The sequence below is a fragment of the Parabacteroides massiliensis genome, assembly GCF_900155425.1.
Taxonomy (GTDB): Bacteria; Bacteroidota; Bacteroidia; order Bacteroidales; family Tannerellaceae; genus Parabacteroides; species Parabacteroides massiliensis.
This window is the reverse complement of the sequence record NZ_LT700189.1, coordinates 1,072,131-1,084,015: the sequence shown is the minus strand read 5'-3', so window position 1 is coordinate 1,084,015 and position 11,885 is coordinate 1,072,131. Positions and strand designations below refer to the sequence as shown.

11 protein-coding genes are annotated in these 11,885 nt (G+C 48.3%); 10 read left to right on the top strand and 1 reads right to left on the bottom strand.

All coding sequences use genetic code 11. The features are described 5' to 3' along the window. Positions 1-52: 52 nt before the first annotated feature. Entirely contained in the window at positions 53-481 is a 429-nt protein-coding gene (locus tag BQ9893_RS04625; protein ID WP_075964938.1) for an HIT family protein, read from the bottom strand. Positions 482-771: 290 nt separating this feature from the next. Here BQ9893_RS04625 and BQ9893_RS04620 point away from each other — a divergent pair, with 290 nt between their 5' ends. The 10 genes from BQ9893_RS04620 to BQ9893_RS04575 all read left to right on the top strand — a co-directional run bounded on the left by BQ9893_RS04620 (position 772) and on the right by BQ9893_RS04575 (position 11,700). Beyond that, the gene (locus tag BQ9893_RS04620; RefSeq protein ID WP_075964937.1) at positions 772-1,077 is read left to right on the top strand and encodes a hypothetical protein; all 306 of its coding nucleotides are present in this window, start codon (positions 772-774) and stop codon (positions 1,075-1,077) included. A gap of 200 nt (positions 1,078-1,277) precedes the next feature. Further along, positions 1,278-2,555, top strand: coding sequence for a hemolysin family protein (locus tag BQ9893_RS04615; RefSeq protein ID WP_075964936.1), 1,278 nt, complete (start codon positions 1,278-1,280; stop codon positions 2,553-2,555). A gap of 172 nt (positions 2,556-2,727) precedes the next feature. Then, the gene (locus tag BQ9893_RS04610) at positions 2,728-3,468 is read left to right on the top strand and encodes an NUDIX hydrolase (protein ID WP_075965413.1); all 741 of its coding nucleotides are present in this window, start codon (positions 2,728-2,730) and stop codon (positions 3,466-3,468) included. A 9-nt stretch (positions 3,469-3,477) separates the two neighbouring features. Further along, complete coding sequence (locus BQ9893_RS04605; RefSeq protein WP_075964935.1) at positions 3,478-4,965, top strand: xylulokinase; 1,488 nt, start codon at positions 3,478-3,480, stop codon at positions 4,963-4,965. 55 nt (positions 4,966-5,020) lie between these two features. Beyond that, the gene (gene xylA / locus BQ9893_RS04600; protein WP_075964934.1) at positions 5,021-6,349 is read left to right on the top strand and encodes a xylose isomerase; all 1,329 of its coding nucleotides are present in this window, start codon (positions 5,021-5,023) and stop codon (positions 6,347-6,349) included. 210 nt (positions 6,350-6,559) lie between these two features. After that, positions 6,560-8,104: a D-xylose transporter XylE gene (gene xylE / locus BQ9893_RS04595; protein WP_075964933.1), complete on the top strand. Its 1,545-nt coding sequence runs from the start codon at positions 6,560-6,562 to the stop codon at positions 8,102-8,104. A 35-nt stretch (positions 8,105-8,139) separates the two neighbouring features. Continuing rightward, positions 8,140-8,958: a monofunctional biosynthetic peptidoglycan transglycosylase gene (gene mtgA / locus BQ9893_RS04590; protein WP_075964932.1), complete on the top strand. Its 819-nt coding sequence runs from the start codon at positions 8,140-8,142 to the stop codon at positions 8,956-8,958. Further along, positions 8,955-9,623 carry a lipoyl(octanoyl) transferase LipB gene (gene lipB, locus BQ9893_RS04585; protein WP_075964931.1) on the top strand — a complete coding sequence of 223 codons (669 nt, stop codon included), beginning with the start codon at positions 8,955-8,957 and terminating at the stop codon, positions 9,621-9,623. The genes mtgA and lipB overlap by 4 nt, the downstream gene beginning before the upstream one ends. After that, positions 9,620-10,558, top strand: a complete 939-nt coding sequence (locus BQ9893_RS04580; RefSeq protein ID WP_075964930.1) for a tRNA-dihydrouridine synthase family protein — start codon at positions 9,620-9,622, stop codon at positions 10,556-10,558. The genes lipB and BQ9893_RS04580 overlap by 4 nt, the downstream gene beginning before the upstream one ends. Before the next feature lie 92 nt (positions 10,559-10,650). Then, entirely contained in the window at positions 10,651-11,700 is a 1,050-nt protein-coding gene (locus BQ9893_RS04575) for a linear amide C-N hydrolase (protein WP_075964929.1), read from the top strand. The last annotated feature ends 185 nt before the right edge of the window (positions 11,701-11,885 follow it).

Genomic DNA, 11,885 nt, shown 5'->3' with positions numbered 1-11,885 from the left:
TTTATGATTTATGTGTCGATAAAATAAATCATAAATCATAAATCTGAAATCCTTATAACGCCGCCTTTATCTTCTCAACCATATCCTGATATTCCGCATCCGTCAAATACACCTTTTGGGGGTTCATGGTGAATGTCCCGCCAAAGTCCGGTCCTCCTTCATATTTCGGAGCCAAATGGAAATGAAGGTGCGACAGTTTATCCGAATATGCGCCGTAATTAATCTTCTGCGGATTAAACACTTTCTGCATCGCGCGGGTCACCCGTACGACATCGGCCATAAACGCATTCCGTTCTTCATCGCTGAGCATGTTCAAGTCGTGCACATGGTCTTTGTAGGCAACCAGGCAACGCCCGTGATACGTCTGTTCTTTAAATAGGAACAGTCTGGATACAGAGAGGGGAGCGATTTCGATCATCAGATCGTGTAAAGTCTGATTGTTCTGGCAATACAGACAATCTTTGGGATCACTTAAATTCATATTCTATTAGATTTCATTAATGATGTGGCTAAATTAACAAGAAAAATGGACATAAGGAGAGATGTGCCACAATTTATGTAGAAAAAATACACAGTCATCTACAGCCTTTTCTACATTTCACGGATTGGCATCCGGTACGGATCTGTTTTTTGTACGCCTTGTTTTGTAAGCCCTTAATAGATATTTCCGAGTCTTTGGCACGCTGCCGTGGTACGATCCTTGTACTTACTTGATCAGATTGAATGAAGTTCTTCAATCATTTAGGTATTAATTTTAAATTTGTTAGAGTCATGAAAAAGATTGTTTTAATGGTAGCAGTAGTAGCATGTGTGGCATTCGCATCACAAAGTGTACAGGCATCGGCAGTACAGGTATCGGTCGAAAACGTTATGCAGGATGATTTCGTGAAAATCGAACTGAAAGAGCTTCCTCAAGCCGTACTGGATGCAATAGCCAAATCTTACGAGGGGTGTGCGGTGAAGGAAGCCTACGTGGCCGAAACCGATGAAGCCAAGAAGTATAAAATCGTACTTGTCGACAAAGATCAAAAGGAGCAAACCATTGTCCTGAATGAACAAGGCGAGGTGATTGAATAAATATGAGTTAGCTAAACTCATCGAAATAAAAGGTGGTGTGTCCAAATGTGCTTATCTCCGCGTCAGGCGCGAGAACAAGGCATTTTAGATACGCCACCTTTTTTTATGTATAAATTAGATTTATTTTCATAAGGTTAGGCCGTCGGAACTCGAATAATTCATATCTTCGCCTCTCTAATCAATCGCTGTGCATATAGCAAATGGAAATACTTATTATAATCGGTCTTATCTTATTGAACGGCCTTCTTTCTATGTCGGAGATCGCTTTGGTTTCTGCACGTAAAGCACGCCTCGAAGTAGAAGCGAAACGAGGTAACAAATCTGCCAAAACCGCATTGAAGCTGGCAAACGAACCGGATCGGTTTCTTTCGACTATCCAGATCGGGATTACGCTTATCGGTATTTTGACCGGTTTGTATTCGGGCGAAGCTTTTGCCTATGACCTGGCTGAGCATGTCCGCCGCATTCCTTTTCTGGAACCTTATGCATTGGGTATTTCCAAAACCACGATTGTCGTGATCGTCACTTACCTGACACTGATTATAGGCGAGCTGGTCCCCAAACGTATCGGTATGGGCTACGCGGAGCGGGTGTCGATGCTGGTCGCCAAACCGATGAACTTACTCTCGCTGGTTGCCTCGCCTTTCGTGTGGCTGTTGTCCAAAAGTACGGCCTTGACCGTCAAACTGATCGGGACCGACGCGACGGAAGATAACAAGGTGACGGAAGAAGAAATCAAAGCAATTGTCAAAGAAGGCTTTGATGGCGGCGAAGTGCAGGAAGTCGAACAGGACATCGTCGAGCGCGTGTTTAACCTGGGCGACCGCAATGTCGGTTCTATCATGACGCATCGCAGCGAACTTGTATGGTTGGACCTGACGGACAGCATCGAGCAGATACGCGAGAAGGTTCAGGAAAATCTATTCAACATCTATCCGGTTGCCGCCGGAAAGTTTGACGAGATAAAAGGTGTCGTCTATCTGAAAGACTTGTTCGGCCGTATCGACGAGCCGGGTTTCTCTTTGTCCCAGGTGATACGCCCGGCGGAGTTTATGCCGGAAAACCAGAGCGTGTATAATGCGTTGGAACAGTTCAAGCAGGCACGTGTGAAATATGGCATCGTCACGGACGAGTTTGGTGGCATCCAGGGGATCGTGACCCTGAAAGATATCATGGAAGGCCTGATCGGGCAGGTTCCCGATGTAGGAGAAGAGGCCGAGATCGTCGAGCGGCCTGATGGAACCTGGCTGGTAGACGGGCAGTACAGTTTCTATGATTTCCTTGAATATTTCGACATGGAAGATTTGTATGCCGAGCATGATTATAATACGCTTAGCGGACTGATCCTGGAGATCCTGGAACGGGTTCCTAAGACAGGCGAGAAATTGAGCTGGCTGAACTTCGAATTCGAGATCGTCGATATGGACGGCGCCCGTATAGACAAAGTCCTGGTGTCCAAGATACCGCAAAAAGAATAGGCCGGCATCCGGTTTCGGCCGGTTTGTGCCCCCCCCCCTGTATTCTACTTACGCAAATGCAATATATGTTAAATAATGGGCTTTTTATCCTTTTAAGTAGATATTGTTAGAATTACATTATGTCCATATCTTTTTTAGCCTTATATTTGCACAGAATCTTTATTATGATATTATGGAAACACAGAAAGATAAGCATGAAATGTTTTATCCGCACGTTTCGGTCGATTGCGTATTGCTCGGGACAAACGAAGATAAACTATGCGTATTGCTCGTCGAAAGGCAAGTTGCCGGTAGTAACGAAAAACGCTATAAATTGCCGGGAAGCCTGATTTATGAAAGCGAAGATCTGGATACGGCGGCTTATCGCGTCTTGAACGAAGCGACAGGCCTGAAACGTGTTACCTTGAAACAGTTCCGCAGTTTCGGATCTCCCTCCCGCACCAAGAACAAAGAAGATGTGCAATGGTTGGAAAAAGCTTCCAAGATGAAAATCACACGGATCGTGACGGTCGCTTATCTGGCATTATGCAAGTTCGGGAAAAAAATGACGAAGGGAGAAATGTCCGATACCCTGATTTGGGCGCCTGTCAATGAATTGCCACATCTGCCATTCGATCATAAGGAGATTATTGAAGCTGCCAGAGAAGAGATACGGTGCTGGGTGGATGCGGAACCGGGCATCGTTTTCGATTATCTTCCGTCGAAGTTTACGGCTTACCAGTTGCGGCGCATTTTCGAGATCGTTTACAATAAGGATATAGATGTGCGCAATTTCCATAAAAAGATGATGTCGATGGAGTATATCGTGCAAACGGATGAAGTGGAAAAGGGCGTGAACCACCGGGCAGCCCGCTATTACCGGTTCGACAGGGTGAAATACAACAAGTTATATTCGAAGTTTAATAAGATATAAATAGATAGTATGTGTTTATTGGGTTGTGATATCGGAAGTTCTTCGGTGAAGGCTTCTATTGTCGATAAAGATACGGGGTTGACGCTTGCCTCCGATTTTTATCCGAAAGAAGAGGCGGCGATCAAAGCCGTACGTCCCGGTTGGGCAGAGCAGAATCCGGATGATTGGTGGATGTATCTGAAAGAAGCGATCAAGGGTGCGGTCGCGAAAGCGGGCATCAAGGGGACGGAGATAGATGCGATCGGCATCTCGTATCAGATGCATGGGCTTGTGCTGGTGGACAAAAAGATGCAGGTGCTGCGCCCGGCCATTATCTGGTGCGACAGCCGTGCGGTGAATTATGGTGAATATGCTTTCAAGGCGATTGGCGAGAAGCAATGCTTGGCTCATTTGCTGAACTCTCCCGGAAACTTTACGGCATCCAAACTTGCCTGGGTGAAGGAAACCGAACCGCAGATATTCGAACAGGTACATAAATTCATGTTGCCGGGCGACTTTATCGCCATGCGTATGACGGGCGATATCGTGACGACTGTTTCGGGGCTTTCGGAAGGTATCTTCTGGGATTTCCGGAATAACTGCGTTTCCGAAGACTTGATGGGCTATTTCGGGTTCAGCAAGGAACTGATCCCGGATATCCGTCCGACTTTCGGTGTGCAGGGAGAATTGCTCGGATCGGTCGCTTCGGAGTTGGGCTTGAAGAAGGGTACGCCGGTTACTTATCGGGCAGGCGACCAACCGAACAACGCGTTGTCGCTGAATGTCCTGAATCCGGGTGAGATAGCTGCTACGGGCGGAACGTCGGGGGTCGTGTACGGTGTGAACGGCAAGGTGAACTACGACACGTTGTCCCGTGTGAATACGTTTGCGCATGTGAACCATTCGGCCGACCGTATACGTTTGGGGGTACTTCTGTGTATCAACGGTGTAGGGATCCTCAATTCGTGGGTGAAGCGGAATGTGGCTCCGGAAGGTATAAGCTACCCTGCTTTGAACGAACTGGCGGCAACCGTGCCGATCGGTTCGGAAGGCCTGTCGATCCTGCCTTTCGGAAACGGGGCGGAGCGCATGTTACAGAACAAGCAGGTGGACTGTTCCATTCACGGGCTGAATTTCAATATCCACAATAAAGCTCATATCGCCCGTGCCGCACAAGAGGGGATTGTCTTCTCTTTCAAATATGGTATGGATATCATGAATGAGATGGGGATCGATATCGGGGTGATCCGTGCCGGTAATGCCAACCTGTTCCTAAGCCCGATTTTCCGGGATGCGCTGGCAGGCGTGACGGGGGCGGTGATCGAACTTTACGATACGAACGGGGCTGCCGGAGCAGCCAAAGGCGCCGGTATAGGCGCCGGCATCTACACGTCGGCCGAAGAGGCGTTTGCTTCCCTGAAGAAGATCGATGTGATAGAGCCGGACGGGCTGAAAGCAGACAAGTACTGCGGGGCTTTCGAGGTTTGGAAGGAACGGTTGGAGAAGGCTTTGGCGTAATGAAGAAGCTGTTTATAAACGAAAAAATTGTGTAATCAATAAAATATTTATTATCATGAATTACTTTAAAGGTGAAAAAGAATTTTTTCCAGGTATTGGAAAAATAGAGTTTGAAGGACGTGAATCGAAAAATCCGATGGCTTTTCATTATTATGATGAAAACAAGGTCGTAATGGGAAAAACACTGAAAGATCACCTGCGTTTCGCTATGGCCTATTGGCATACGTTGTGTGCGGAAGGAGCCGACCAGTTCGGAGGCGGGACGAAAACATTTCCTTGGAATGCGGGTGCAGACCGTATTTCCCGTGCTAAATATAAAATGGATGCCGCTTTCGAATTTATGACGAAGTGTAACATCCCTTACTATTGTTTCCACGATGTGGATGTTGTGGATGAAGCGCCGACGTTGGCCGAATTTGAAAAGGACCTGCATACGATGGTCGAACATGCCAAGCAACATCAGGAAGCGACAGGGAAGAAGCTGTTGTGGTCTACCGCCAATGTGTTCGGGCATAAACGTTATATGAACGGGGCTGCCACAAATCCTTATTTCCCTGCTGTGGCTTGTGCCGGCACGCAGATCAAGAACGCGATCGACGCTTGTATTGCCTTAGGTGGCGAAAACTATGTGTTCTGGGGCGGACGTGAGGGCTATATGAGTTTGCTGAACACCAACATGAAACGCGAAAAGGAACATCTCGCCATGATGTTGACGATGGCACGCGACTATGCCCGTAAGAACGGTTTCAAGGGTACTTTCCTGGTTGAGCCTAAACCGATGGAACCGACCAAACATCAGTATGACGTGGATACGGAAACGGTTATCGGTTTCTTGCGCCATTATGGCCTCGACAAGGATTTTGCCATCAATATCGAAGTAAACCATGCTACACTGGCCGGACATACATTCGAACATGAACTTCAGGCTGCCGCCGATGCGGGCATGTTGTGCAGTATCGATGCCAACCGCGGTGATTATCAAAATGGTTGGGATACGGACCAGTTCCCGGTTGACATCTACGAATTGACACAGGCTTGGTTGGTCATCCTCGAGGCGGGCGGCCTGACTACAGGCGGTACGAACTTCGATGCCAAGACGCGCCGTAACTCGACCGATCTGGATGATATCTTCCTGGCTCATATCGGTGGCATGGATTCTTTTGCCCGTGCTTTGATGGTCGCTGCCGATATCCTGGAACATTCCGATTACAAGAAAATGCGTGCCGAACGTTACGCCAGCTTCGATGGGGGCGAAGGAAAGAAGTTCGAAGAAGGCAAACTCCTCCTCGAAGATCTGCGCACGATTGCCCTTGCCGGTGGTGAACCGAAGCAGATCAGCGGGAAACAGGAATTGTATGAGATGATTATCAACCAGTACATTTAATAACATATAAATACTGATTTACCGGTGTGCAATAAAATAATGGTGTCTCGTAGGGGTGGGGTTCTACTCCGCCCGATGAAAATAAAGTCCGCCTTGCCGGTTCGATGGGCAGAGTAGAGCCCTGCCCCTACAAACGACAATTATTTTGTATGGCCGTGTCATCCAAGTCCCATACCGATAAATCATTATTTACCTATATGAATCTCTATCGTGAAAAACAACAATTACTACATTTTTGGAATCACCCTTGTGGCGACATTGGGGGGATTATTATTCGGATATGATACAGCGGTGATATCCGGAACGGTCGAATCGCTGCGTAAATTCTTCATCGAACCTTTCGGGCTACCGTTGGATCAGGCGAATGCGCTTGAAGGGTTTGTCGTGAGCAGTGCCCTGATCGGTTGTATCTTGGGCGCCTCTTTTGCCGGCTGGATCAGCCAGAAGTATGGACGGAAACCTACGCTTGTGTTGGCTGCCATCCTGTTTTTGCTGTCGGCAATCGGTTCGGCATGGCCGGAGCTGTTTGTCGGGATGCCCGGCAGCGGTGACCATACGTACATGTACCTTTTTGTGTTTTACCGGATTGTCGGCGGTGTGGGAGTCGGTTTGGCTTCTATGGTTTCTCCGATGTATATAGCCGAGATGGCGCCTGCAGAGAAACGAGGGAATTTAGTGTCATGGAATCAGTTCGCGATCATCTTCGGTATGCTTGTCGTCTATTTCGTGAATTACAGCATCGCGTTGCAGGGTGATGCCGCCTGGTTGCATGCGATCGGGTGGCGTTGGATGTTCGCCTCCGAGATTATCCCGGCTTTGTTCTTCCTGGTCCTTCTGAAGTTTGTTCCGGAAACACCCCGTTATTTGGTGATGCGCGGCAAAACGGATAAGGCACTCTCTGTACTGGACCGCCTGATGGGAAAAGAAAAAGCAGCACCCGAACTGGAGGAAATAAAAGATAGTTTCAGAAAAAAGGAACCTTCCATGCGTCCCTATTTCCTGTTTATGGGAATGTGGCTGGTGTTGTTTCTGCTTTTGTACGGGGCTTTGGAGCTGGCGGGCAATACAAGCGCATTGGAGATTGCTTTGATCGGTAGCTTTTTTGTCTCTCTGGCCTTCCCGGTACGTTCGTTCGGCATGCTGATCATATTTGTCGGTGTCATGTTGTCCGGTTTTCAGCAGTTTGTCGGGATCAACGTCGTGTTGTATTATGCGCCGGAGATATTTAAGACAATGGGGGCTGCCACTGATGCCGCCTTGTTGCAGCAGATCGTGGTGGGAGCCGTGAATCTTTCCTTTACCGTGCTGGCTATCTTTACGGTCGATCAGTTCGGGCGCCGTCCGCTGATGATTATCGGGGCGTTGGTCATGGCTGTCTCGATGATGGTCTTGGGGACGACTTTCTATACGCATTCCGTCGGTATCGGCTCATTAGTTTGCATGTTGGTGTACACGGCTGGTTTTGCGATGTCGTGGGGGCCGGTCTGCTGGGTATTGCTGGCTGAGATTTTCCCGAATACGATCCGTTCGACGGTGATGAGTATTGCCGTGGCAGGGCAGTGGATTGCCAATTTCCTTGTCTCCTGGACTTTCCCGATGCTTGATAAGAGCCAGTATCTGACCGATACGTTCAATCATGGCATGGCCTACTGGGTTTATGGCATCATGGGAATTCTGGCTGCCTTGTTTATCTGGAAATTCGTTCCCGAAACAAAAGGCAAGACACTGGAGCAGATGGAACAATATTGGAAATAAATCCGTAAGTTTGCCATTCGAAAAGACAAGAATCGATGCGCATACTGAAGAAAATACTGATAGGAAGCCGGAATCTGTTACTGTTCCTGTTTGTTTCCAGTTTGTTGGCAGTGGTGGCATATAAGTTCATTCCTGTTTATTACACTCCGCTGATGTTCATCCGGATGTACGAACAGTTCCGGGACGGAAAGCCCTTCAAACTGGAACACAAATGGGTGCCGATGAAGAAGATCGCCCAGCCACTGGCACAGGCGGTCGTGGCTTCGGAAGACAATCTCTTTCTCGATCATCACGGTTTCGATATGACGCAGATACAGAAAGCCCGTGCCGATGCCGAAAAGGGCAAGCGCGTGCGTGGGGCGAGCACGATCTCGCAACAGACTGCCAAGAACGTGTTCCTCTGGCCCGGAAGAACCTATTTGCGCAAAGGCATTGAGGCCTATTTCACCGTCCTGATCGAATGGATCTGGGGAAAGGAACGTATCATGGAAGTCTATCTGAACTCGATCGAAATGGGAGATGGCATTTATGGAGCCGAAGCAGTCGCACAGGCCCATTTCAAAAAACCGGCCTATAAACTGACGAAGACGGATGCAGCCCTGATCGCTGCGACCTTACCGAATCCCCGCAAGTTCAATTCCGCAAAACCTTCTCCTTACATGCTGAAACGGCAGGCGAAGATCGTTTCGCTGATGGGCAAACTGCTAAAGATCGAAATGGGGTATGACGGTGGTGATCCCGACCCCGAATCCGGCAGCAGGAAAGTACGCAAACGGAAGAAACTCCGGGCGGAATCCGGCACGACGGCCCGTCTGCCTGAAAAGAATATTCACATAAGAACGATAATCATATGAGTCATTTTATATACCACGACCTCGGACGTATCGAATATGAGAAGGCACTGGAGCGCCAAACGGCTGCGTTCAACGCCCTGTTGGAAGCGAAAGCACAAGGTTTGACCGGGGAAAACCGGTTGTTTTTCTGCGAACACCTGCCGGTTCTGACGATTGGAAAAAGCGGTAAGGACGCCAACCTGCTGATCCCGGAAGAACTGCTCGCACAGCGAGGTATCTCTTTCTATCATATCAACCGAGGAGGGGATATCACGTATCACGGGCCCGGACAAATCACCGGATATCCGGTCTTCGATCTCGATGTCTGGAAGTTGGGGCTCAAGCAATACATCGACAGGTTGGAGGAAACGATTATCCGTTTTTTGGCTCTCTATGGCATTAAAGGAGAGCGGTTCGCAGGAGCTACAGGCGTGTGGATCGATCCTGATGTGCCGGGAAAGGCCCGTAAGATTTGTGCGATCGGCGTGAAAAGCAGCCGTTTCGTCACCATGCACGGCTTTGCTTTGAATATAAATACGAACCTGGATTATTTCTCCCTGATCAATCCTTGCGGCTTTAAGGATAAAGGGGTTACTTCGCTTGAGAAAGAGTTGGGGGCGGAACAGGATTTCGAAGCGGCCAAAGCACGTCTTCATTCACTCTTCACAGAAATGTTTCCGGGATGATGGAATCGTATGCTGTTCATTTTGCCCCTTTGCAAGGATATACCGACTCGGTCTACCGGGAAGCGCATGCACGGGTATTCGGGGGAGTCGAGACCTATTACACTCCGTTTGTCCGTCTCGAAAAGGGCGGTTTCCGCAATAAGGAACTACGGGATCTTGCACCGGAGGCAAATACATCTGCCTCGCTTGTTCCCCAGATGATCGCAGCCTCGCCCGAAGAGTTCCGCCGGATTGCCGGCTTGTTTCGTGAGTCGGGCTACCGGCGTGCCGATATCAATTTAGGTTGTCCTTTCCCGATGCAGGCACGACAACACCGGGGAGCGGGTATCCTGCCTTATCCGGATGAGGTGAGAGCGTTGTTGGAAACGATCTTTGAATACCCGGAGATACGGTTTTCGGTCAAACTGCGGTTAGGTTGGGATTCTCCGGATGAGGCACAAGCTCTTCTTCCTTTTCTGAACGGATTGCCTCTCACGCATCTCACGTTGCATCCCAGGATCGGCACGCAGCAATATAAAGGAGAGACTGACCGGGTGGCTTTTTCCCGTTTCTACGAATCATGCACGCTTCCGCTTTTTTATAATGGAGACATCCGGACCTTGCCGGATATTCGTTCGTTGACCGGACGTTTCCCTCGTTTGAAAGGGATCATGCTCGGACGCGGTCTGTTGTCTTCTCCTTGGTTGGCAGCTGAATATGTATCCGATACACCGCTTACCGCCCGTGAGAAGAAAGAAAAGTTGTCTGCTTTCCATGCTTTGCTGATGGCGGGCTATTCTTCCCGTTTGGAGGGAGGCGAACATCAGATACTCGACAAGATGAAGACCCTTTGGGACTATCTGTTGCCGGATGCAGAGAAACGGCTCCGGAAAAAAATATTGAAAAGCTCCCGGTTGGCGGATTACCAGGAGGCGGTGAAAAATTTGTTGTTGTAAAGAGAATGTGAGAACACTTATTTATATTTGAAACTATCGTTCTTATATCCCTGTTATAAATATAGTTTGGACATGTTTTTTAAATTATAGTTATGGCAAGAAGGAATAAGTTAGCAGCCTTTTCTGTGGCTGTTTCAGGTGTGCTGTTTTTTGCAGAGCAAAGCAATGCCTGTACGCGTGCGGTCTATTTAGGACCGGATGATATGATCGTGACAGGGCGGACGATGGATTGGAAAGAAGATCCGCAGTCTAATATTTATCTTTTCCCGCGGGGAATGGAGAAACGGGGAGGAATTACGGACAATACGGTAACGTGGACTTCCAAATACGGGAGTGTCGTGACGGCCGGCTATGATATCGGGGTTTGTGACGGCATGAATGAAAAAGGCCTGGTGGCGAACTTGCTTTTCCTGACCGAATCCTCTTATCATCGTCCGAATGACAGTCGTCCGGTGATGGGATTGAGCATCTGGGCTCAATATGTTTTGGACAATTTTGCGACGGTGGACGAAGCGGTGAATGAACTGAGCCGGGAGATTTTCCGTATCGATGACCCGGATTTACCCAACGGGGCAAAGTCTACTTTGCATCTCTCGGTTTCAGACGCGACCGGGAATAGCGCCATCTTTGAATATATCAACGGCAATCTGATTATTCACGAAGGACGTGAATGCCAGATAATGACAAATTCTCCGACCTATGACAAACAGTTGACTTTGAACGATTACTGGAAGCAGATCGGCGGTCTTGTCATGCTGCCCGGAACAAACCGTGCTTCCGATCGCTTTGTCCGTGCATCGTTTTATATCCAGGCGCTGCCGCAAACCGATAATTTCAGGCAGGCTGTTGCCGGAGTTTTCAGTGTGATGCGCAATGTTTCGGTTCCTTTGGGAATCTCCATTCCCGAACAGCCCAATATCGCTTCGACTCGCTGGCGTACGGTAGCGGATCAAAAAAATAAAGTGTACTATTTCGAGTCGACGCTTAGTCCCGATATTTTCTGGATCAATTTCAAAGACCTGGATTTTAAGGTTGGAGCTCCGGTGAAGAAGCTGACGCTCACGAATGGAGAGATTTATGCAGGCAACGCTGCCGGAAAGTTTCAAGCCGGAAAGTCTCTTCATTTTCTGTTTGGGATATAAAAACAGGTTCTTATAATAGTAAACCTTTTTCCCTGCCGCCTTGTTTTTCCTCCGAAAATATGTAAAAAACGGCATGGAACGGGACTGTTCGACAGGTCCGTTTTACGTTGAAGTTTAAAATATATGACAAAATGGCGTATTTTTGTTTTTGGTATTTGTTTTGTAGGAATGTATGTGAAATTCAA

What these genes read in the sequence shown, in the direction of transcription:
- BQ9893_RS04625 (WP_075964938.1), bottom strand. Translation starts at nt 481, where the DNA reads ATGAATTTAAGTGATCCCAAAGATTGTCTGTATTGCCAGAACAATCAG.
- BQ9893_RS04620 (WP_075964937.1), top strand. Translation starts at nt 772, where the DNA reads ATGAAAAAGATTGTTTTAATGGTAGCAGTAGTAGCATGTGTGGCATTC.
- BQ9893_RS04615 (WP_075964936.1), top strand. Translation starts at nt 1,278, where the DNA reads ATGGAAATACTTATTATAATCGGTCTTATCTTATTGAACGGCCTTCTT.
- BQ9893_RS04610 (WP_075965413.1), top strand. Translation starts at nt 2,728, where the DNA reads ATGGAAACACAGAAAGATAAGCATGAAATGTTTTATCCGCACGTTTCG.
- BQ9893_RS04605 (WP_075964935.1), top strand. Translation starts at nt 3,478, where the DNA reads ATGTGTTTATTGGGTTGTGATATCGGAAGTTCTTCGGTGAAGGCTTCT.
- xylA (WP_075964934.1), top strand. Translation starts at nt 5,021, where the DNA reads ATGAATTACTTTAAAGGTGAAAAAGAATTTTTTCCAGGTATTGGAAAA.
- mtgA (WP_075964932.1), top strand. Translation starts at nt 8,140, where the DNA reads ATGCGCATACTGAAGAAAATACTGATAGGAAGCCGGAATCTGTTACTG.
- lipB (WP_075964931.1), top strand. Translation starts at nt 8,955, where the DNA reads ATGAGTCATTTTATATACCACGACCTCGGACGTATCGAATATGAGAAG.
- BQ9893_RS04580 (WP_075964930.1), top strand. Translation starts at nt 9,620, where the DNA reads ATGATGGAATCGTATGCTGTTCATTTTGCCCCTTTGCAAGGATATACC.
- BQ9893_RS04575 (WP_075964929.1), top strand. Translation starts at nt 10,651, where the DNA reads ATGGCAAGAAGGAATAAGTTAGCAGCCTTTTCTGTGGCTGTTTCAGGT.